Here is a 22,069-nt window from a genome sequence, read left to right as displayed (position 1 = left end):
TAAAAACCGCCCCTGAGGGCGGTCTATCTGGCGGGATCAGTCTGCATCCTCGCCGAACTGGCGGGATGCAACTGACAACTCAAGCCAGTGTGCGGCGGCGGAACAGCGGCACCGGTTGCTGTACGCTGGCCTGATAGAACTCGGTAAAGTCGTCCAGACCCTTGGCAGCTTCGGCGATATCCTTGTCGGCACGCACGGCAAAGGCATTGAAACCACAGCGATACAGATAATTGATTGTGTCCTTGAACACATCGCCGAAGGCACGCAGCTGGCCGGTATAGCCGTAGCGCTCGCGCAGCAGGCGGCCAATCGAGAAACCACGGCCGTCGGTAAACGCCGGGAATTCGACGGCGATCACCGCCAGCGCTTGCGCGTCGGCACCGAGGTCTTCCGGCTCGTCGTCCGGGGCAAACCACACGCCCACGTCGCCACGCGCCCTGAGTGCTTCCTTCTGCGCCAGATACTGCTTGAGCGGCACCAGCACCGGGCCGGTGGCCGGCACATCGGCAAAGCTGCCGTCTTCATTCAGGCGCAGCAGCTGGGTGCTGTCTTCCACGATCTGGCGATCAACGATGATCTGGCTCATTACACGGCCTCCTTGGCGACAACCTTGCCCGGGTAAACCTTGGCCTTGAACGGGTCCATGCCGATGCGGTCGAACACTTCGATAAAGCGCTCGTCGCCGTGGCGGTTTTCCACGAAGACGTTGATGATCTTCTCGATCACATCCGGCATGTCGTCCTGCGCGAACGACGGTCCAATCACCTTGCCAATGGATGCAGCATCGCCCTGGCGACCGCCCAGCGACACCTGGTACCACTCGGAGCCGTTTTTATCGACGCCAAGGATGCCGATATTGCCGATATGGTGGTGACCGCAGGCGTTCATGCAGCCGGACATATTGAGCTCAATCTCACCCAGATCGTGCAGGTAATCGAGGTTGTCGAAACGCTCTTCGATCGCCAGCGCGATGGGAATGGACTTGGCATTGGCCAGCGAGCAGAAATCGCCGCCGGGGCAGCAGATCACGTCGGTGAGCAGGCCCACGTTAGGCGTGGCAAAGCCGATGCGCTTGGCTTCTTCCCACACCGCGAACAGATCGGCTTGCTTCACATACGGCAGGATCAGGTTCTGGTCGTGCGAGACGCGTACTTCGCTGAAGCTGAATTTGTCGGCCAGATCGGCCACGTCGTCCAGTTGCTTGTCGCTGGCATCGCCCGGCGCAATGCCGCGTGCCTTCAGCGACAAGGTCACACAGGCGTAGCCCGGCTTCTTGTGGCCGAATACATTGCGCTCCACCCAGCGCGCAAACGCCGGGTTGCTGGCCTTGGCGGCCAGGAATGCGGCATCGTCGCCCGGCAGCGCTTCATAAGCCGGATCGACAAAGAACGCAGCCACACGGTCGATTTCGGCCTGGGTCAGTGTTTGCGGACCATCCTTCAGGAAAGCCCATTCTTCTTCAACCTTGGCGGCAAAGGCTTCCGGCGTCATCGCCTTCACCAGGATCTTGATGCGCGCCTTGTATTTGTTGTCGCGACGACCGTAGCGGTTATACACACGCAGTACGGCGTCGAAGTAGGACAGCAGGTGTTCCTTGGGCAGGAAGGGCTTGATCAGTGCGCCGATGATGGGCGTACGGCCCAGACCACCGCCGACATACACCTGGAAGCCGGTTTCACCCGCTTCGTTGCGCACCACGTTCACGCCAATGTCGTGCACCAGGATGGCCGAGCGATCTTCGGCTGCACCATTGACGGCAATCTTGAACTTGCGCGGCAAGTGGGCAAATTCCGGGTGGAAGGTGCTCCACTGGCGAATGATTTCGCACCACGGGCGCGGGTCGATGATTTCATCGTGCGCCACGCCGGCAAACTGGTCGCTGGTGGTATTGCGGATGCAGTTGCCCGAAGTTTGCACCGCGTGCATCTGCACCGTGGCCAGATCGGCCAGGATTTGCGGCACGTTTTCCAGCGCCGGCCAGTTGTACTGGATGTTCTGGCGCGTGGTGAAGTGGGCGTAATCGCGGTCGTACTTGCGGGCAACCTCGGCCAGCACGCGAATCTGGCGGCTGTGCAGCTCGCCGTACGGAATGGCCACACGCAGCATGGGCGCATGGCGCTGTATGTACAGGCCGTTCTGCAGGCGCAGCGGGCGGAATTCGTCTTCGGTGAGTTCACCGGCGAGGTAGCGGCGGGTCTGGTCACGGAACTGCGCCACACGCGCATCCACGATCTGCTGGTCGATTTCGTCGTAAACGTACATCGGGGTTTACCGGTCACACTGAGGTCACAATGGCCAGTATTCTAACAGCCCGCCGTTATCTATAAAACAAATCATTTTTCATATTTATATCGCCAGAACTGATGAGCGAAGCAACACCACCCCCTGCCGGCGCAGCGGTGTGCCGGCACTGGCGAACACTGCCAGCCCGCTCAATCAGCCTTGCGATGATTGCCCGGGTCGTAGAGCTGGCCGGTGTCGTGGTCGAACGGCTTTTGCAGCGGCACATCGACGCGATGCACGCGCCGCAGGCCGATCAGCCGGGCATGCACCAGCCGGTTGGGCGGCTGGATCAAACGCTGTTGCAACTCATGCTTGCTCATGGCGTGCTCCTGCAGACGGTGTAAGGCATGGGACGCCCGCCGGCATGCCACAGTTCACCCACCCGGTGCCTGTCGCCGACGGATGGCAGCACGGCGGCGACCTGTGCCACATCGGGGAATCTCCGACATGCCACGGCGGGCACTTTGCGGCACAATAGCGGCTTACCTCGCCCGTCATCTTCTGCTGGCCTCATAATGACCGCTTCCCGCTCTGCCATTCGCCGTCTCGACTACACCGCACCCGCTTATCTGATCGATCGTGTCGATCTGACCTTCGAGCTGGATGAACACAGCACCCGCGTGCTGTCGCGGCTGGTGGTCAAGCGCAATGCCGATACTGCCGAAGGCACGCCGCTGGTGCTGCATGGCGAGGAACTGACGCTGGAAGCCGTCAAGCTGGACGGCGCACTGCTCTCCCCCGAGCAATACACGCTTAGCGAGCGCGACATCACCCTGCCGGCGATTGCCGACACCGCCATCCTGGAAATCTGCACCCGCATCGACCCGGCAGCCAATACCGCGCTGTCCGGACTGTATGCATCCAACGGCAACTTCATCACCCAGTGCGAGGCCGAGGGCTTCCGCCGCATTACGTATTATCTGGATCGCCCGGACGTGATGGCCAAGTTCACCACCACCATCATTGCCGACAAAGCGCGCTACCCGGTGCTACTGTCCAACGGCAACCGCGTGGGCAGCGGCAACAGCGACAAGGGTCGCCACTGGGTGAAGTGGGTCGACCCGTTCCGCAAGCCGGCCTACCTGTTTGCGCTGGTGGCCGGCCGCTTCGTGGCGCTGACCGATACCTTCGTCACCGCATCGGGCCGCAATGTGGCGCTGGAAATCCATGTCGAGCCGGGCAACCTCGACAAATGCCACCATGCCATGGCCGCCGCCAAGAAAGCCATGCGCTGGGATGAAGAACGCTTCGGCCTTGAATACGATCTGGATGCCTACATGATCGTCGCCACCAGCGACTTCAATATGGGCGCGATGGAGAACAAGGGCCTCAACGTCTTCAACACCAAATACGTGCTGGCGCGCCCCGATACCGCCACCGATGCCGATTTCGACGGCATCGATTCGGTGGTGGCGCACGAATACTTCCACAACTGGACCGGCAACCGCGTGACCTGCCGCGACTGGTTCCAGCTCAGCCTGAAAGAAGGGCTGACCGTTTACCGCGATCAGGAGTTCAGCAGCGATCTGGGCAGCCGCGCCGTGCAGCGCATCCAGAACGTGCGCAGCCTGCGCGAGGCGCAGTTTGCCGAAGACTCCGGCCCGCAAGCCCACCCGATCCGCCCGGATGAATATCTGGAAATCAACAATTTCTATACCTGGACGGTGTACGAGAAAGGTGCCGAGGTGGTGCGCATGTATGCCACCCTGCTGGGCCGCGACGGCTTCCGCAAGGGCATGGACCTGTACTTCAAGCGCCACGATGGCCAGGCGGTCACCTGTGACGACTTCCGCGCCGCCATGGCCGATGCCAATGGTGTCGATCTGGAACAATTCGGCCTGTGGTACAAGCAAGCCGGCACGCCGGTGCTGGACGTGGAAGGCGTTTACGACGATACCGCACGCACCTGGACGCTGACCGTCAAGCAACACACCCCCGCCACACCGGGCCAGCCGGACAAGCTGCCGCTGCACCTGCCGCTGACCGTGGGCCTGCTCGACCGCCGTGGCCAGGAACTGCCGCTGCGCCTGAGCGGCGAAACCGTCGCCACCGGCGGCAGCCGCGTGCTGGCACTGCGTAACGCGGTGGAAACCTTCACCTTCGTCGATATGCCCTGCCAGCCGGTGCCATCGCTGCTGCGCGATTTCTCGGCCCCGGTGCGGCTGAACTACGCCTACACAGACGACGAGCTGGTGTTCCTGATGGCCAACGACAACGACGCCTTCGCGCGCTGGGAAGCCGCCAACACCTACGCCGGCAACCTGCTGCGCAACGCCTACCACGCGCTGGGCCGCGACGAAGCCGCCGAAGTGCCGCAGCAATTCATCGACGCCTTTGCCAAGCTGCTGGCCAACGAGCAGCTCGACCCGGCCCTGGTGGCGCTGATGCTGGAGCTGCCATCCGAAAACGCGCTGTTCGAGGCATTGAACGAAGTCGATCCCGGCCGCGTGCATCAGGCCCGCCAGACCGTGAAGGAAACACTGGCCCGCGAGCTGCGCGCCCTCTTCCTCGCCATCTACCAGCGCCTGAACGACGGTAGCGCCTATCACTATGATGGCGATGCCGTGGCGCGCCGCAGCCTGAAGAATGTCTGCCTCGACTATCTGGCCGAGCTGGACGAGCCGATGATTGCCGAGCTGCTGGCCAACCAGTACCGCCGTGCCGACAACATGACCGACCGCCTGGCCGCGCTGGCCGCGCTCACCCAGCGCGACGACGGCGAGCCCTTCCTGGCCGACTTCGGCAACGTGTGGCAGGACGATGCACTGGTGATGGACAAGTGGTTCGCCCTCGCCGCCACCAGCAGCCGTGCCGGCGCACTGTCGCGCGTCGAGGCGCTGATGCAGCACCCGGCGTTCTCGCTGAAGAACCCCAACAAGGTGCGCGCGCTGATCGGCGCCTTCTGCCTGCGCAACCCGCAGCACTTCCACGCCGCCGACGGCTATGGCTATGCCTTTGCCGCCGACCGCATCATCGAGCTGGATGCCATCAACCCGCAGATTGCCGCGCGCATGGCCAGCTGCTTCAACCGCTGGACCAAGCTGGAACCGGCCCGCCGCGCCATGATGAAGGGCGAGCTGGAGCGCATTGCCGCCGTGGCAGGGCTGTCGCCCGACACCTTCGAGATCGTGAGCAAGGCACTGGCGGTCTGAAAGCCCCAAGCGCATTCACCGTCGTGATGCGCCCGCAACCACAAAAACCCGGCCAGCCCGGGTTTTTGTTTGCCCATGCCATGCACACGCAGTACCTGCTGACCCCATGCCGACAGCAGGTGGGCGTGGCTGTCGTTTTGCCGTAAAACAGTGGCAAGATTTCATGCTGCGCCGCAGCACGATATGCATATAATGGACGGCAAACCCGGTATGCGGAGGAAGTGCCATGCTGTCCACGTCGTCGGTCGTTTCTGCCATTCCCGCCTCGCTGTCGTCGTGGGCCGATTACTGGCTCGATGCATGGCAGCGCAGCATACTGTTCGTCGATGTGCTGCGCGAGCGCGGCAACATCTATCTGGACCACGCCCGCGAGGGCAAGCCACCGGTACTGGTGTTCGACTACGAAGTGCTGCTGGATGGCCGCACGCTGCCGCAGCCGGCCAACTATGCGCTGGCCCGCATTATTCCACCCGCCGACTTCCCTGCCACCGAAGCACACAAGCGCCCCTTTGTGGTCATCGACCCGCGCGCCGGCCACGGCCCCGGCATCGGTGGCTTCAAGTTCGACAGCGAAATCGGCATTGCGCTGCGCTCGGGTCACCCGTGTTACTTCCTGATTTTCTCGCCGCAACCCGTGCCGGGCCAGACCATAGAAGCCGTTGCCCGCGCGGAAAAAGCCTTTCTGGACGAAGTAAACCGCCGCCACCCGCATGCTGACGGCAAGCCCTTCGTGATCGGCAATTGCCAGGGGGGCTGGGCATTGGCCATGCTGGCCTCGGCCGCGCCCGATACGGTCGGCCCCATCCTGCTGGCCGGCGCGCCGATCTCTTACTGGGCCGGCGTGGAAGGCAAAAACCCGATGCGCTACGCCGGCGGCCTGCTGGGTGGCTCGTGGGCGGCATCGTTCGCCAGTGATCTGGGCAACGGCGAGTTTGACGGCACCTATCTGGTCAACAATTTCGAGCAGCTCAATCCTGCCAACACGTATTGGGGCAAGCTCTACAATCTGTATGCCAACGTGGATACCGAGCGCGAGCGCTTTCTGGAGTTCGAGCGCTGGTGGGGCGGGCATTTCCGCCTGAACCGCGCCGAGATCGACTGGATCGTGCAGAATCTGTTCATCGGCAACCGGCTGTCTGCCGGCGAGATCACCGACCAGAAAGGCGACATCCGCCTCGACCTGCGCAATATCCGCTCGCCCATCATCGTGTTTGCCTCGTGGGGCGACAACATCACCCCGCCGCAACAGGCGTTGAACTGGATACCCGACCTGTACGGCAGCGTGGCCGACATCCGCGCACACGGCCAGACCATTGTGTATTGCCTGCATCAGAGCGTGGGGCACCTGGGCATCTTTGTATCGGGCGGCGTGGCGCGCAAAGAGCACGAGCAACTGGCCTTTACGCTGGACCTGATCGACGTGCTGCCACCGGGGGTATACGAGGCGGTGATCACCGATACCCAGCCCGACATGCTGGGCCACGAGTATGTAGACGGCCGCTATCTGGTGCGCTTTGAAGCGCGCGAGGTGGCCGACATTCTGGCGCTGGACGATGGCCGCGATGACGAAGCCGCGTTCGAAGTAGTCAAGCGCGTGGCCGAGGCTAACCAGCGCCTGTACGACACCTTTATCTCGCTGTGGGTGCGCGCCGCCAGCAACAGCCAGACAGCGGCATGGCTGCGCCTGGCCAACCCGGCGCGGCAGGAACGGCTGTTCTTCTCCGACCTCAACCCGGCCGTGGCGGCAATCAAGCCGCTGGCCGATGCGGTACGCCGCCAGCGCCGCAATATCGGTGCGGACAACCCGCTGCTGCGCAGCGAAGCCCGCAGCTCGGATGCGATCGAAGATGCGCTCAACCAGTACCGTGACCTGCGCGATACGCTGCAAGAGCAACTGTTCCAGTCCATCTACCAATCACCGTGGCTGGCGCGGCTGGTCGGCGTTGATCTGACCGCGCCCCATCGCGAAGGCAAGCATCGCACCTGGCAGCAGGATGAATTGCTGCGCCTCAAGCGCATCGAGCTGGAGCACCAGTTGCTGCAAGCCGCCCGCCACGCCAGCCCGCTCGAGGCCCAGCTGCGCGCGCTGCTGTACTGCGCCAGGAACGCCAAGGTGGTGGACGAGCGCCCGTTCAACGCGCTGCGCCAGGTGTTGCGCGATGCCGGGCTGGACCGCGAAATCACCCTGCCCCGGCTCAAGGAAGCAGTAAAACGGCAAACGCTGCTGATCCTGCAGCACGAAGACGAAGCACTGGCCAGCCTGCCCACGCTGCTGCCCGATACCGCACAGCGCCAGCGCTGCGTTGACCTCATCACCCGGCTGGCCGCGCTGCAAGGCCCACTACGCGATGAATTCAAGCAGCGGCTGGACCGGGTGACCGCCGCACTGGGCGTGAACCCCGCCACCGCAGCGGTGCAGCCCACGCAGCTTCAGCCCACTCCGGCACAGCCCGACCCGGTGCAACCCACGCCAGCACCGGAAGCACACCTTGAGCCCACGCCGGCCCCGGCTGCAGCCAAGGCCACGCGCGCTCGCAAGCCAGCAGCGCCCAAGGCCGTTGCAAGCAATGCTGCAGAGGCTACGACGACTGAAAACGCCACGCCCGCACCCCGCAAACGCCCCACCAGGAAACCAACCTAGCCGCAAGGACAGCCCTCATGAGCGACGCGATTCTGGTCATCAATGCCGGTTCTTCCAGCCTGAAGTTTTCACTATTCGGGCTGGAGCAGGATTTGCTCGACCTCACGCTCTCGGGCCAGATCGAGGAACTGAGCGGCCACGCCCGCTTTATCGCACGCGATGGCAGCGGCGCGGGGGTCGATGAGCATCGCTGGTCAGACAGCAAGCCACCCGGCCACGTGGGCGCCATGCACTTCCTGCGCGACTGGCTGGGCGCACAGCTGGGCAGCACACGGCTGCTGGGCGTGGGGCATCGCATCGTGCATGGCGGCAGCCGCTTTGCGCGGCCGATGCGGGTGACGCCCGCGCTGATCCCCCAGCTGGAAGCACTCACCCCGCTGGCGCCGCTGCACCAGCCCTACAACCTGCTGCCGATCAAGGCCGTGCACGAGGCACTGCCCGATCTGCCGCAAGTGGCCTGTTTCGATACCGCCTTCCACCGCAGCCAGCCCAAGATCGCGCAGATGTATGCGCTGCCGCGCAAATACATGGAAGCCGGCGTGCGCCGCTATGGCTTTCACGGCCTGTCTTTCGAACACATTGCCGACGTGCTGCCCTCCTACGACGAGCGCGCCGCGCACGGCAAGACCGTGGCGCTGCACCTGGGCAACGGCGCCAGCATGTGCGCGCTGGACAACGGCCGCAGCGTGGCGGCCACCACCGGCTTCAGCGCGGTGGAGGGCCTGCCCATGGGCACGCGCAGCGGCAGCATCGACCCCGGCGTGCTGCTGTATCTGCAGCAGCAAATGCAGCTGACACCCAGTGATCTGGAACACCTGCTCTACAAGGAATCGGGCCTCTTGGGGGTATCGGGCATCTCCAGCGACATGCGCGTGCTGCTCAGCTCGGGCAACCCCGATGCACAGGAAGCCATCGAGCTGTTCTGTTACCGCATAGGGCGCGAGCTGGGCTCGCTGGCTGCTGCGCTGGGCGGGCTGGATGCCGTTGTGTTTACCGGCGGCATTGGCGAGCACGCCGCCGCCATCCGCGCCCGCGTATGCGAGTCCGCCGCCTGGCTGGGCGTGCAGCTGGATGACGCCGCCAACCGCCAGCATGCGCCGCGCATCAGCAGCGCCGACAGTCGCGCCAGCGCATGGGTGATTCCGGCCAACGAAGAAATCGCCATCGCCCGCCATACCAAGGAGCTGCTATGAGTACCACCGCCCACCTGCCGCTGGCCGGCCACAAGGTATTGATTGCCGGCATCGCCAACGAGCATTCTATCGCCTGGGGCTGTGCACAGGCGTTTCGCGAGCTGGGCGCCGAGCTGGCCATCACCTACCTGAACGACAAGGCCCGCCCGCACGTGGAGCCGCTGGCGCAGCAAGTGGGCGCCGCGCTGTTCCTGCCGCTGGACGTCGCCAAGCCGGGCGAGCTGGAAGCCGTGTTCGCCGCCATCAGCAAGCGCTGGGGCCGGCTGGACAGCGTGGTGCACGCCATTGCTTCGGCCCCCAAGGCCGATATTCAGGCCGGGCTGCTGGAATCCAGTGCCGAGGGCTTTGCCATGGCCATGGATATCTCCTGCCACTCTTTCATCCGCATGGCTCGGCGGGCCGTGTCGCTGATGCACGACGGCGGCACGCTGTTTGCCATGAGCTACCACGGCGCGCAAAAGGTGGTGCCCAGCTATCAACTGATGGGCCCGGTAAAAGCCGCGCTGGAAGCCAGCTGTCGCTATCTGGCCTACGAGCTGGGCCCCAGGGGCATACGCGTGCACGCCATCTCGCCCGGCCCGCTGAAAACCCGCGCCGCATCCGGCCTGAAAGACTTTGATCTCCTGTTGAGCGAAGCGCAAGAACGCGCCCCGCTGGGCGAACTGGTCGACATCATGGATGTCGGCTTCGCCACCGCCTACCTCGCCACCCCGTATGCGCGCCGGCTTTCGGGCAATACGGTGTATGTGGACGGCGGCGTGAACATCATGGCTTGAGCGCCTGTCATGCACGCTCAACCGTTATCTACACGCAACCCGCCATCAAGCACCCGGCAAAGCCGGGCGCTCACCGCTTGCTGAAGGTGAAGCAGCGGCGCTCATCCGTTTGATGCCACTCCCCCCGCCATCGCCGCCGCGTGGGCGCCTCGCTACGCTCGTCAGTGGCACGAATCGGGCCTTTGCCAATCAAGCATTGCGCCTCAGGCGCTAAGAGCCGCTAACAAAACCCTGCTGGCGGCGTTACGCTCACTGGCCGTACGCCTTGTACTGTCTGCGTTTCGCGTGCCTTGCCAGCACCGCTGCACTGGGTTTTGTTAGCGGCTCTAAGCGTAACGACCGCCTGTTAGCCGGCCATGGCCTGCACAGACGCCTTGTCGTTCAACCAGGTGTCATCAAAGAAGGTGACTTCGCCCGTGGCCAGATCATGCTTGGCGCCAATGATGCCGATCTGGCCGGCGGCAACCATGTGCTCAAGGATGTAGCTGCGGTTGATGATCGAGCGCACCGCATGGCGCACGTTCAGGTCGGCCACATTCTCGACGAACTCGGGGTTCTTCGAAGTGCGCTTGGCCGGCTCCAGCGTTTGCCCTTCCTGGTACACGGCGGGCTGGATTTTGGACAGCAGTTCGGTCAGGTTGCCCAGTTGCACGTGGTCGCAAGCGCCCTTGATGGCGCCGCACGACGAATGCCCGAGCACCACGATCAGCCGAGACCCGGCCACGTTACAGGCAAACTCCAGGCTGCCGAGGATATCGGTGTTGATCACATTACCGGCAATACGCACCGAGAAGATATCCCCAAGGCCCTGATCAAAGATCAGCTCGGCCGAGGTGCGGCTGTCGATACAGCTGACGATGGTGGCAAACGGCCATTGGCCATCGCGCGTTTCATTGGCTTGCTGCAACAGATCGCGGCTGACGCGCAGGTTGTTGACGAAGCGCGCGTTGCCTTCCTTGAGGAACTGCAGCGCGAGTGCCGGCGTGACGGTGGCCTGGGTTTCCGAGGTATGCGTTTTCATGGTGGGCGTATCCAGCTATCCAGCGATTGCGTTGGGCCAGATAGTACCGATGACGAGAAATAAGCAATAATCGATATTTACGATGATATTGATCGATAAATATCTATGAATGCCACTTTTCGCCAGTTGCGCCTCTTCCTGGCGCTGGCCGAGCGCGGCAGCGTCACTGCTGCTGCAGAAGCCTGCCACGTCACCCAGCCGACGGTATCGATGCAACTGCGCGAGCTGGCCGAGGCCGCCGGCTTGCCGCTGTACGAACAAATCGGCAAACGCCTTTACCTGACCGCCGCCGGCGAGGCACTGGCCGCAACGGCACGGACGATGCTGGACGAATGGCTGGCGTTCGAGCAAACGCTGGATGCCATGAAGGGGCTGGAACAAGGGCGCTTGCGCGTGGCGCTGGTCAGCACGGCCACCTACTTTGTGCCGCGCCTGCTGGGCACCTTTTGTACTGAACACCCCAATATCGACATCTCGCTCGAGATTCTGAACCGCGACGGCGTAGTCGCCCGCCTGCGCGAAAACCTCGACGACCTCTACATCATGTCGATGCCGCCAGAGAACCTCGATCTGGAGCAGCACGCCTTCCTGCCCAACCCACTGGTGCTGATTGCCTCTGACCAACACCCGCTGAAGGGCCGCCAGCTGCAACTCGCAGACCTCGCCGCCGAACGCTTCATCCTGCGCGAGCGCGGCTCAGGCACCCGCCTGGCGTGCGACGCGTTTTTCTCGCGCGCCCCCTTCGTGCCACAAGTCCGGCTCGAATTGGGCAGTAATGAGGCGATCAAGCAAGCCGTCGCCGGCGGCCTTGGCCTGGCCGTGGTGTCGCGCCACGCGCTGGCGGCACGCCCAGCGGACGATCAGCTGACCATCCTCAACGTGGCCGGTTTTCCACTCCAGTCACGCTGGTTTACGCTTTATCCGCGCGGCAAAAGGCTATCGCCGGTTGCGGCAGTTTTTCTTGAACATCTGGAACGGACGGCACTGGAATGGAGTGAGCGGCGTGAATCGGGGTTATAGGTGGCGGCTTCCTCGCCACCTCGCATACACGCCAGCTTTCGGGAAAAACCGTGCATATGGATAGCGAAGCCATGGCCATGGCGTAAGATTAATGGGCGATATGCAGCTTTAGCATGCATCACCTAGTAACAGAAAGAAGCGTAGTTAAGTAGAGGATCAACCCTTTTTCTTCTCATTTTTTGCAATAGTGATGGGAGCTGGATTTGAAGGTTTCACCTTCGGCATTGGGGTTCCTGTAGAGGCGGGGGCAAGGGCGCGATCATTACCGATTACGACCCATGGCTTACTTGGCACCAAAGGTTTTTTTGGGGTGGTCATACCTACTCCTCAAACATATAGAAATTTTCGAAATACTGTCTTGCACTCTTAGTTGCCTCATCCATCAAGTTTTTTTTGTGAGGCAAATCGATAGAACCAATATTTTTTTGAATAATTAATCTTCTTTGCTCTTTTATTTTCATATGCAGCTTATGTATCTCTTCGTTATTCAACCTCGCCTCAGAAACATTAAACCAATGATTTTCCATCGACAAAAAAAGACTTTCCAATTCGGCCGATAGCGTACTCAGTGCCTTAAGGCGTTTCGAATACGGAAGATACCCTTTAACTGCATTAACAACTTGAGAAGCTGCAACGAGGAAAGCCCATACGTATTGGTACTCGCTCCATACGGCCCAGCCAGCGATGCCGCCACTTGAGGTCACCGCTAGCAGCATGCTTATAATTCGGTCTGTTTGGGCCGTTTTTTCGTAATACCCTTCGATATAGGTAGCATGAATTCGGAGTTGATCTAATTCACGCCAGAATTTTTCTTGATAATTTCCGCTCATCAAACCCTCATGCAGTGCCAAGTTTTTCAAGTAATCAACATGAACTTTTTTTCACCTAAATTGATTAGAACTCACCACCACCGTAGATCGCCAAGTAATTGCGCTAGATGGTCAGCGGCATTGTCAAATCGTTCTATATCTCCACCGAATAGGCCTGCCTTTAATGGCATCCACTCTCCCCTCTGAACTTTTGCCTCTTTCAGCACTCGTTCGAATGGTGAGTTGTCATGTCTCTGTTTCCACCCGAACCTACCAATTGGCCCCCAAGCAGACTTTCCATTGATAAGCCGATCGTCGACAGCACAAAGGGAAAAATAAACTTCAAAAACATCGAAAGCAGTTTCATAGTTCTTACCCAGAAAGAGGGCATCATCGAGTCTTGGCTGAAGTACCTTTAGCAAATAATCGCTCAAGGGTGTGTAGTTACGCTCGTGACCAGGAATCTGGTTCAGTACAGTTGATCTGTTCAATTCAAGTATCGCCATCGATGCAGCCCCTACAAAGGTATCTGGCATTCGCTGAGAATCCGAACTCGGAAGATGTGTCCCAAAGATCGCAGCTAGCGAATCAAAACGTCGAGCATCTACTGCGGCAATGCCACTACAGTAGAGTTCAATCAGTAGTGGATACCAACGCAGAGCTAGCCAGACTGTGAGTCCGCCTATTGAGTCTAAACGGTCACTTGATCGAGCAACACACTTTTGGAGAGTGGCTAGATGAGATAGCCGCCCCCAGTGAGACACGCAGGCCAGCAATAGGGCAACATCCTGCACAGCCGCCTCATAGCGCTCTAAGCGCGATACGAATTCTGGCAGAGAATACTGTCCAGAGAAGGCAAATGTATCTTCTGAGGTAACGGCCAAGAAGCGTCTAACTTCTGCGCTGAGCATATCATGTAGCTCAATGGTTCCCGATTCGCTTGCTAACAGGGTCTTAACTCTTTTGACCTTTAGCTCTGTGCTATCAATCTCTACAGATGGGTCGGCGAATGGAATTGAGATGAGACGATCAATGTCTTTGGTATCGCTCTGCTCAAGCTCGCCCAACCCCGGGGCGAGAAGCAGCATATCGCCATCGCCATCCACATGGCCATAATGCGGGGTTTGATGGGAGTTTTGATCGCTGGCAACCTTCGCATACACGTAGGACATGACTGCACTAGCGGTTAGTACCCCATCGGGGGTGGCTGCCTTTCCCTGGAGCGCTTCGAGTAAGTGCCCAGTAAACACCGAGTGGTTTGGAATAGGTCCTCCCGAATCTGAGACTACCTCGTCCGCCTTTCCCGCTGTCAAAACTTGCCGAGAAGTGCGGAGCATCATGTCTTTAAGAAATCTAGTTGTCCCTGCTGCTGTCGTACGAACAAGGGCTAATCCACCGTAGCATGCATCCATAATAAAAAGAACGTGCTTGGCACGAATTAAGTCGGCATTCCGGGTTAATTCATCCCAACGTATTAAGGTAGAAAAATCAGCCAAGTCTGCATCATGAGGAACAAGGTATCCGATTTCACCTCTACTTCCAGTTCGTGTATGACCATGCCCAGCGAAGAATACAATCAACCGGTCATCCAAACCAATGTCCTCGTTTGCGAATCTAAGGAAAGCCCTGAGGATAGCCTGCCTTGTAGCTGCTTCGTTGGTTAATGTTGTAACCTCGAGCTCAGAGAAGCCGAGGCTGGAAACAAGTAGCTCTTTAATCGCGACCGCGTCACTGACCGCATATGATAGAGGTGAGGCGGTCTGGTACTCGTCAATGCCGATAACTAATGCACGGCTAATACCATAATGCGTCTTAAAAAGAAATCGAAGATCACGCATAGTAATGGACTCTAAGTTTTAATGTTGTAGCAGTTCAACTACTCCAAACATACATTTTTCTTTCCGGTATCTCACCTCTAATTATGAATCTCAAGAGACATCCACGTTTTTCTGGAAGGGTCGCATTGCCCAGAAATGCAGCCTCTCACTCTCTCAAGCCTGAACCAATAGTACTCCCTACTACCCCACAACCAACTCCCCCGCCATCACCTCAAACCCCTCCACCACAAAATCAAGCAGCGCGCGGATGCGTGGGGTGTCGCGCAGGTCGGGGTGGTAGCCCACGCGCACGCTGCGCGGGGGTTGGGGTGGGCCGAGGGGGATGCGGCGCAGGGTGGGTTCGCGTTCGCCCAGCAGGCAGGGCAGCACGGCCATGGTGGCGCCGCTGCGGGTAGCGGCCAGGTGGGCGCGCAGGCCATTGGCGTGCAGGGCGATGTTGGCATGCGGGGCGATGGCGCTTAGCCAGGCTTCGTGCGGTACATCGCCGGCGGCGCGGTCCAGCAGTACCAGTTGGTGGCCGCGCAGGCCGTCGCCCTCGCTCGGCTGGCCGTAGCGGGCCAGATAGGCGTCGCTGGCGTAGAGTGCGTATTGCACCTCGCCCACACGGCGTTCGATCAGGTTTTCTTGCGTGAAGGGGCCAAAGCGGAAGGCCAGGTCGGCCTCGCGCCGCGCCAGGTTATAGACCTTGCCGTCGTTGATCAGCTCTATGGTCAGCCCCGGGTGCTGGGCGCCAAAGCGCGCCAGCATGGGGGCCAGCACTTCGTCACCCAGCCAGTCGAGGCTGGTGACGACGATCTCGCCATGCAGGCCAGTATCGCGCGCGGCAATCTGCCGTTCTACGGCTAGCGCGCCCGTTTCCATCTGCGCCAGCCCAGCCAGCAGTGCATCGCCCAGCGCGGTCAGCCGCAGGCCGCAGGCTTCGCGTTCGAACAATTGCGCGCCCAGCCGCTGCTCCAGCGCATCCAGCCGGCGGCTGACGGTGGGCTGCGTGCTGCCCAGCGCCCGCGCCGCAGCGCTGAGCGTGCCGTTGCGGGCAATCGCCAGCGCGATTTTCAGGTCGTCCCAATCCAGTGCCATAGGCGGTGTTTACCCCATACCGTTTTGCAGAGCGGGCATGCCGATTCGTTGACTGCACCCGTCAGCCTTGCTGCGTAGACTGCCATTCAGTGCCGCAAGCCACAAGCGCGGCAGTGATCAGCACACGCAAATGCCATAGGGAAAAGCCATGCCACAACTCGACCACCTCATCGTCCGCGTCAGCGATCCGCAGCGCTCGGCACGTTTTTATGAACAATTGCTGGGCTTTGCCCACGAGGGCAACGGCGGGCCGTTCGAGATCGTGCGCGTGAACGAGGCCACCACGCTGGATTTGCTGGGCGAGCCGCCCAAAGACGCAATGCATCTGGCCTTCACGCTGGACCGTGCCAGCTTCGAGGGCGTGCGGGCGCGTTTGCAGGCGCGCGGCATTGCGTACGGCGGCCACCCGTTCACGCGGGACGGGCACAGCGCGCCGCAGCAAGGAGCGCGCGGCTGGGCGGATTCGCTCTATTTCCATGACCCGGATCAGCACAATATCGAGGTACGTACGCATGACGACGTCTGAGCGCATCACTACACCCTCCTCCACCGTGCCGACCTTTGCCGATTTGCGTGGCAAGGTGGCAGTGGTCACCGGTGGCTCGCGTGGTATTGGCGCGGCTACTTGCCTGGCGCTAGCGCGCAACGGCGTGCTGCTGGCCATCAACGGGCGCGATCCGCAGGCGCTGGCTGCCAGCGTGGCGGCAGTACGCGCAGTGGGAGGCGAGGCGATAGCCATCCCGGCCGATTGTGCCGATCTGGCACAGGTAGAGCGGCTGCGCGATGAGGTAGAAGCACACTATGGCGTGCCGGATTTCGTGCTGGCCTTTGCCGGCGGCGGCACCGGCAAGCCCGTGCCGCTGCACGAAATCAGCGAGCAGGATTGGCGCTCCAGCCTGGACAACAATCTGACCGCCACCTTCTTCACGCTCAAGAGTTTTTTGCCCGGCATGCTGGCGCGCGGCATGGGCAGCATCGTCACCATGGCGTCGGCCGGGGCACGCGTGGCATCCGGCGCACCGGCCGGCTATGGGGCGGCCAAGGCCGGCATCATCATGCTGACGCGCCATCTGGCCAACGAAGTCGGCCCCGCCGGCATCCGCGTGAACTGCATCTCGCCCTCTGCCGTACTGACCGAGCGCACCCGCAATACCATGCCGCCAGAGCGGCTGGCGCAGATGCAGGCCGGCTTTCCGCTCGGCCGCTTGGGCACGCCGGATGATGTAGCGGCAGCGGCCTTGTTCTTGCTGAGCGATGCGGCGGCGTGGACGACGGGGGTGGTGCTGGATGTGGCGGGGGGACGGGTGATGGTGTGAGGTGGGCGGCATGGCCTGCATTCGGCAGCGGGTTGTTTTTCAGCGCCTGCGGCGCGGCGTTTTGGGGCGGGAGTGTGTCCCGCATGCCGCCTCCCTTTTCTTGTCCCGCCAAGAAAAGGAAGCAAAAGAATGCGGCCCTGCCTACGCGCTACCCGGTTTTGCTAACGCAAATCCGGGCAGTGCCCTGCGCTGCGCGCCAAGCCCGGCGGGTCGGTAACTCGGCCCTGTGGGCCTCAAACATCCCTCCCCTTCATCCGGGCTTGGCTGTGCTGCTCGGCGCTTCAGAAGGGAATTTCCCGCTCAAGCACCGACAGTGGATAACTGGGCAGCGAGCGCACCCCTTGCCATTTGATTAGTGGCGTTTCTGCGCCGGGCAATCCTCGCAGCGCTTGGCGGCGATTTTTTCCAGCGAGGTGGTCAGCGCGCAAGTAGAGCGGCGGCAAGCGACGAAGCGGACGTTGGCGGCCTGGGCGGCCTGGCGGTAGTTGCGCATCACGTTATGGCCGAGGAAATCGGTGAACAGGATCACGATGTCCATGCCCTTGATGCCGGCGGGCTTGCGCTGGTGCGACGGGTTGCGACCGGTCACGTGATGGCCGATACGGATGCCGTAATCGGCCAGCACATCCGGGATATTGCCGAGCACGTCGGCACCGACGATATACGCTTGCATGCAGAACCCCTTCTTGGCCGTGTGGGCCGACAGGGCAAGATTAGCAGCGCCGCATTATTCCAATAAATAATATATTTTCAGATTTATATAACCAACAACCGCAATCAACAAACCCGCCTCCGCCGCTGCCGGCAAGACAGGTTTTGTACGCGATCAGGCTGCCGCCGGCACCGGCTCCCGCTGCAGGGTGTTGCGCTCGGTCAGCGACGGGAACCAGCGCATCCACAGCGCCACGACAATCAGCGTGCCCACGCCGCCCAGCACCACGGCAGCTACCGGGCCGAACCAGGCGGCAGTCGCGCCGGATTCAAATTCGCCCAGCTGGTTGGATGCGCCGATGAACAAGCCGTTGACGGCGCTGACGCGGCCGCGCATTTCGTCCGGGGTTTCCAGCTGTACAAACGCGCCACGGATCACCATGCTGACCATGTCGGCCGCGCCCAGCACAGCCAGCGCCAGCAGCGACAGCCAGAACGAACGCGACAGGCCGAATACGATGGTGGCCACACCAAACACCGCCACCGCACCAAACATGATGCGGCCCACGCGTTGTTTGATGGGCCGGTGCGCCAGATACAGCGACATGCCGATGGCGCCCACAGCCGGGGCCGAGCGCAGCAGCCCCAGCGCCCACGGGCCGGCGTGCAGGATGTCCTTGGCAAACACCGGCAGCAGCGCGGTCGCGCCGCCCAGCAGCACGGCAAACAGGTCGAGCGAGATGGCGCCGAGGATATCGGGCCGCGCGCGGATGAAGCGGATGCCAGCCAGCAGCGAATCCAGCGCCCCGCCCTGCTGCACGTATTGCGGCTTTTGTGGTGGCAGGCGCAGCATCAGCACGGTGGCAATCACATAGACCAGCGCAGACAGCACATAGGTTTCCACCGGGCCGATGGCATACAGAAAGCCGCCCAGCGCTGGTGCCACAATGGTGGCCGCCTGCATGGCCGAGGCCGACGCAGCAATCGCCGTCGGCAGCACGCTGGCCGGCACGATGCCGGGCAGCATGGCCTGCATGGCTGGCATTTCGAACGCGCGTGCGGTGCCAAACAAAAACGCCAGCACGAAGATCAGCTCCCGCGTCACGCCGTGATAGGCGGTGGCCACCGCCAGCACCACGGCGGCGATCAGCTGCAGCACCTTGGTCAGCGCCGAGATATAGCGGCGGTCATAGCGGTCGGCCACGTGGCCGATCTGCAGCATGAAGAGCACGCGCGGCAAAAATTCCACCAGCCCGACCAGGCCCAGGTCCATGGCGCTGCCGGTCAGCGTGTACATCTGCCAGGCTATCGCCACGCTCATGATCTGGAAGCCGCCAGCGGTCAGCACGCGCGACAGCCAGAAGGCAACAAAGGGGCGATGGTGGCGTAGCGCGATGGGCTCGGCAGGCTGGGTGGCGGTCATGGCAGCAACTTGATAAATAGGTAGATAATCAAAAACGCAATTAATTCTACGGCGTTGACACGAAATGCGTACAGCAATGAATGACCGGCGGCGGCCGGGCCATCCTGCATGTGCGGCAGACAAAAAAAGACCGGGCACACAGCCCGGCCCAATCCCCTATCAAGACGCAAGCATGCCCGTCGGGCAAGGCGTATGCCTTGCCCGACAGTAAAACAATGATTCAGCCCGGCATGCTCATGCGGGCATTAGCGCGCCTGGAGCGGCTAACAAAACCCAGCGCAGCGGTGCTGGCAAGACGCGCGAAACGCAGACAGTACAAGCCGTACGGCAAGTGAGCGCAACGCCGCCAGCAGGGTTTTGTCGACTGCGCTTGAGAGCCGTCAACAAAACCCAGCGCAGCGGTGCTGGCAAGGCGCGCGAAACGCAGACAGTACAAGTCGTACGGCAAGTGAGCGCAACGCCGCCAGCAGGGTTTTGTCGACTGCGCTTGAGAGCCGTCAACAAAACCCAGCGCAGCGGTGCTGGCAAGGCGCGCGAAACGCAGACAGTACAAGTCGTACGGCAAGTGAGCGCAACGCCGCCAGCAGGGTTTTGTTTACGGCTCTAAGGCGCCGGGTTCTGGATGCGGGTATGAATCGCATCAATCTCGTTCAGAATGTCCTCACCCAGCTTCACCTGCACGCTGTCGATGTTTTCCTTGAGCTGATCCAGCGTAGTGGCACCAATCAGGTTGCTGGTGGTGAACGGGCGGCTGTTGACGAAGGCCAGCGCCAGCTGTGCGGGCGACAGGCCATGCTTGCGCGCCAAGGCAACGTATTCGGTCACCGCCTGTTCGGCTTCCGGCTTGTTGTAGCGGCTGAAGCGGTCGAACAGCGCCAGGCGCGAGCCTTCCGGGCGCACACCGTTCAGGTACTTGCCGCTCAGCACGCCAAACGCCAGTGGCGAATACGCCAGCAGGCCAACCTGTTCGCGGTGGGCAAACTCGGACAGGCCGATCTCAAAGGTACGGTTGAGCAGGCTGTACGGGTTCTGGATCGACACCACGCGCGGCAGGCCGAGCTTTTCCGAATACTTGAGGAACTGCGCCACGCCCCACGGCGTTTCGTTCGATATGCCCACATGGCGGATCTTGCCGGCCTTGATCAGCTCGGCCAGCGCACTCAGCGTTTCTTCGATGGCGACGGTTTCTTCGTCCTCGATCCACGGATACGCCAGGCGGCCAAAGGTATTGGTACTGCGATCCGGCCAGTGCAACTGGTAAAGGTCGATATAGTCGGTCTGCAGTCGCTTCAGGCTGCCGTCCACCGCCTCGTTCAGGTTCTTGGCATCGTGGCGCGTTTCGCCATTGCGCAGGTGGCGCGGCTGGTGCGGCTGGCGCACCGGGCCGGCGGCCTTGGTCGCCAGCACGATGTCCTTGCGGCGGCCGGTTTTGGCGATCCAGCTGCCGATGTATTGCTCGGTGCGGCCCTGGGTTTCGGGCTTGGGCGGCACCGGGTACATTTCGGCGGCATCCAGCAGGTTGACGCCCTGGGCGAGCGCGTAATCGATCTGGGCGTGGGCATCAGCCTCGCTGTTCTGCTCGCCCCAGGTCATGGTGCCCAGGCCGATCAGGCTGACTTCCAGGTCGGTAGTGCCGAGTTTGCGGTATTCCATGTGCGGTTGTCTCTTGCTTGCAGGGTGGTGGAGTTGGGGTTGGCCGTGACGGGCGCGGCGGTCGAATCGCTCAGCAGGCCGTGTCGCTTCAGCAGCGTGCGCAGCACGTTGCGGGTAATGCCCAGCAACTCGGCGGCGCGCACCTGGTTGTAGCGGCTGTGCTTGTAGGCACGTTCGACCAGCAGGTTTTCCAGATCGTCGAACAGCGTCTCGCCCGGCGCAGCAAACAGGCGGTCGAGCTGGCGGGCAATCGCGGTCAGCGGCGCCTCGTCACTCGGGGCGGCGGCCGATATCGATGGGCTCAGACCGCCGGAAAACTTCAGGTGCTCGGGCTGGATGGTTTCGCCGCTGGAGACCAGCAGCGCAAAGTGCATCACGTTCTCCAGCTCGCGGATATTGCCCGGCCACGGATAGCGGATCAGCGCCTGGCAAGCCGCCTCGGACAGCGCAGGAATCTGCACCCCCAAACGCTGGCCATATACGCCGATAAAGTATTCAGCCAGCGGCAGGATGTCGCCGGTGCGTTCGCGCAGCGGCGGCAAGCGCACTTGGGCAATGTTCAGCCGGTACAGCAGATCAAGGCGGAAATGGCCGGCCGATACAGCCTGATCCAGATCGATGTTGGTGGCGGCCACCAGGCGCACATCCACCGGGATGGGCTTGCGCGAGCCGATGCGCACCACTTCGCGCTCTTGCAGCACGCGCAGCAGCTTTACCTGCAGCGGCAGCGGCAGATCGCCGATTTCATCCAGGAACAGCGTGCCGCCGTGCGCAGCCTCGAACCAGCCCTCGCGGCGGCCTACGGCGCCGGTGAACGCGCCCGATTCGTGCCCGAACAATTCGCTTTCGGCCAGTTGCTCGCTGATCGCGCCGCAATTGACCGCCACGAATGGCCCCTTGCGGCCGGACAGGTGGTGCACGTGGCGCGCCACCAGCTCCTTGCCGGTGCCGGTTTCGCCAATGATGAGCACCGGCGCCTCGGACGGCGCCAGGCGCTCCAGATATTGCAGCAGCTGGCGCGAGGCCGGGTCGGCAAACACCAGCGCCTTGGCGCGGATGGACAGTGGCTGGACTTCGCCCCCTTGCAACGAGAGCAGCGTGGGTTGTTCGGTACTCATGGCATCCCCCTCTGGCCACCGTGCATGTGGTGGCACCTTGAACGAGTTGCAATGTAAACCCCGCTTTATATATCCACAAATAATTTTGAATAAATGCG

At 61.7% G+C, this 22,069-nt stretch carries 20 protein-coding genes; 8 read left to right on the top strand and 12 right to left on the bottom strand.

Annotation, left to right across the window (positions count from 1 at the left end; genetic code table 11):
• Window positions 1-79: 79 nt before the first annotated feature.
• From B9A19_RS04825 to B9A19_RS22475, 3 genes are all read right to left on the bottom strand, one after another.
• Window positions 80-586, bottom strand: coding sequence for a DUF934 domain-containing protein (locus tag B9A19_RS04825; protein ID WP_084089450.1), 507 nt, complete (start codon window positions 584-586; stop codon window positions 80-82).
• Window positions 586-2,262, bottom strand: a complete 1,677-nt coding sequence (locus B9A19_RS04820; RefSeq protein ID WP_084089449.1) for a nitrite/sulfite reductase — start codon at window positions 2,260-2,262, stop codon at window positions 586-588. Before B9A19_RS04820 ends, B9A19_RS04825 begins: the two co-directional genes overlap by 1 nt.
• Before the next feature lie 170 nt (window positions 2,263-2,432).
• Window positions 2,433-2,603 carry a hypothetical protein gene (locus B9A19_RS22475; protein ID WP_176216777.1) on the bottom strand — a complete coding sequence of 57 codons (171 nt, stop codon included), beginning with the start codon at window positions 2,601-2,603 and terminating at the stop codon, window positions 2,433-2,435.
• Between the two features lie 195 nt (window positions 2,604-2,798).
• On the opposite strand from B9A19_RS22475, the gene pepN reads away from it, so the two are divergent.
• From pepN to fabI, 4 genes are all read left to right on the top strand, one after another.
• Window positions 2,799-5,435: an aminopeptidase N gene (gene pepN / locus B9A19_RS04815; RefSeq protein ID WP_084089447.1), complete on the top strand. Its 2,637-nt coding sequence runs from the start codon at window positions 2,799-2,801 to the stop codon at window positions 5,433-5,435.
• 226 nt (window positions 5,436-5,661) lie between these two features.
• Window positions 5,662-8,076, top strand: coding sequence for a DUF3141 domain-containing protein (locus B9A19_RS04810; protein WP_084089445.1), 2,415 nt, complete (start codon window positions 5,662-5,664; stop codon window positions 8,074-8,076).
• Window positions 8,077-8,093: 17 nt separating this feature from the next.
• Entirely contained in the window at window positions 8,094-9,269 is a 1,176-nt protein-coding gene (locus B9A19_RS04805; RefSeq protein WP_084089443.1) for an acetate/propionate family kinase, read from the top strand.
• The gene (fabI, locus tag B9A19_RS04800; RefSeq protein ID WP_084089441.1) at window positions 9,266-10,045 is read left to right on the top strand and encodes an enoyl-ACP reductase FabI; all 780 of its coding nucleotides are present in this window, start codon (window positions 9,266-9,268) and stop codon (window positions 10,043-10,045) included. Before B9A19_RS04805 ends, fabI begins: the two co-directional genes overlap by 4 nt.
• Before the next feature lie 346 nt (window positions 10,046-10,391).
• Here fabI and B9A19_RS04795 read toward each other — a convergent pair whose 3' ends face one another.
• Window positions 10,392-11,066, bottom strand: a complete 675-nt coding sequence (locus tag B9A19_RS04795) for a carbonic anhydrase family protein (RefSeq protein WP_084089439.1) — start codon at window positions 11,064-11,066, stop codon at window positions 10,392-10,394.
• A 105-nt stretch (window positions 11,067-11,171) separates the two neighbouring features.
• Between B9A19_RS04795 and B9A19_RS04790 the strand changes: the two genes are divergently transcribed.
• Window positions 11,172-12,086: a LysR family transcriptional regulator gene (locus B9A19_RS04790; RefSeq protein ID WP_084089437.1), complete on the top strand. Its 915-nt coding sequence runs from the start codon at window positions 11,172-11,174 to the stop codon at window positions 12,084-12,086.
• 156 nt (window positions 12,087-12,242) lie between these two features.
• Here B9A19_RS04790 and B9A19_RS22470 read toward each other — a convergent pair whose 3' ends face one another.
• From B9A19_RS22470 to B9A19_RS04775, 4 genes are all read right to left on the bottom strand, one after another.
• A complete protein-coding gene (locus B9A19_RS22470) occupies window positions 12,243-12,404 on the bottom strand; it encodes a hypothetical protein (protein ID WP_176216776.1) in 162 nt (53 codons plus the stop codon).
• 2 nt (window positions 12,405-12,406) lie between these two features.
• Window positions 12,407-12,916, bottom strand: coding sequence for a hypothetical protein (locus B9A19_RS04785; protein ID WP_084089435.1), 510 nt, complete (start codon window positions 12,914-12,916; stop codon window positions 12,407-12,409).
• 71 nt (window positions 12,917-12,987) lie between these two features.
• Window positions 12,988-14,733 (bottom strand): caspase family protein, encoded by a 1,746-nt coding sequence (locus B9A19_RS04780; RefSeq protein WP_084089433.1) that lies wholly within the window; start codon window positions 14,731-14,733, stop codon window positions 12,988-12,990.
• Between the two features lie 180 nt (window positions 14,734-14,913).
• The gene (locus B9A19_RS04775; RefSeq protein ID WP_084089432.1) at window positions 14,914-15,810 is read right to left on the bottom strand and encodes a LysR family transcriptional regulator; all 897 of its coding nucleotides are present in this window, start codon (window positions 15,808-15,810) and stop codon (window positions 14,914-14,916) included.
• Between the two features lie 148 nt (window positions 15,811-15,958).
• Here B9A19_RS04775 and B9A19_RS04770 point away from each other — a divergent pair, with 148 nt between their 5' ends.
• Together B9A19_RS04770 and B9A19_RS04765 are read left to right on the top strand one after the other, a co-directional pair.
• Window positions 15,959-16,336 carry a VOC family protein gene (locus B9A19_RS04770; RefSeq protein ID WP_084089431.1) on the top strand — a complete coding sequence of 126 codons (378 nt, stop codon included), beginning with the start codon at window positions 15,959-15,961 and terminating at the stop codon, window positions 16,334-16,336.
• Window positions 16,323-17,126, top strand: coding sequence for an SDR family NAD(P)-dependent oxidoreductase (locus B9A19_RS04765; protein ID WP_176216775.1), 804 nt, complete (start codon window positions 16,323-16,325; stop codon window positions 17,124-17,126). Before B9A19_RS04770 ends, B9A19_RS04765 begins: the two co-directional genes overlap by 14 nt.
• A gap of 352 nt (window positions 17,127-17,478) precedes the next feature.
• On the opposite strand, the gene B9A19_RS04760 is transcribed toward B9A19_RS04765, so the two are convergent.
• Both B9A19_RS04760 and B9A19_RS04755 read right to left on the bottom strand, forming a co-directional pair.
• Window positions 17,479-17,799 carry a DUF2325 domain-containing protein gene (locus tag B9A19_RS04760; RefSeq protein WP_084089429.1) on the bottom strand — a complete coding sequence of 107 codons (321 nt, stop codon included), beginning with the start codon at window positions 17,797-17,799 and terminating at the stop codon, window positions 17,479-17,481.
• 153 nt (window positions 17,800-17,952) lie between these two features.
• Complete coding sequence (locus B9A19_RS04755) at window positions 17,953-19,200, bottom strand: MFS transporter (protein WP_084089427.1); 1,248 nt, start codon at window positions 19,198-19,200, stop codon at window positions 17,953-17,955.
• An 80-nt stretch (window positions 19,201-19,280) separates the two neighbouring features.
• On the opposite strand from B9A19_RS04755, the gene B9A19_RS04750 reads away from it, so the two are divergent.
• The gene (locus B9A19_RS04750; protein WP_084089425.1) at window positions 19,281-19,535 is read left to right on the top strand and encodes a hypothetical protein; all 255 of its coding nucleotides are present in this window, start codon (window positions 19,281-19,283) and stop codon (window positions 19,533-19,535) included.
• Between the two features lie 268 nt (window positions 19,536-19,803).
• Here B9A19_RS04750 and B9A19_RS04745 read toward each other — a convergent pair whose 3' ends face one another.
• Complete coding sequence (locus B9A19_RS04745; RefSeq protein WP_084089423.1) at window positions 19,804-20,853, bottom strand: NADP(H)-dependent aldo-keto reductase; 1,050 nt, start codon at window positions 20,851-20,853, stop codon at window positions 19,804-19,806.
• Complete coding sequence (locus B9A19_RS04740; protein WP_084089421.1) at window positions 20,808-21,971, bottom strand: sigma-54 interaction domain-containing protein; 1,164 nt, start codon at window positions 21,969-21,971, stop codon at window positions 20,808-20,810. Before B9A19_RS04740 ends, B9A19_RS04745 begins: the two co-directional genes overlap by 46 nt.
• Window positions 21,972-22,069 lie beyond the last annotated feature (98 nt).

Origin of the sequence: Andreprevotia lacus DSM 23236 (genome assembly GCF_900176275.1) — a bacterium.
Classification (GTDB): domain Bacteria; phylum Pseudomonadota; class Gammaproteobacteria; order Burkholderiales; family Chitinibacteraceae; genus Andreprevotia; species Andreprevotia lacus.
Note: the sequence above shows the minus strand (reverse complement) of the source record. Positions and strands in the feature narration are given on the sequence as shown.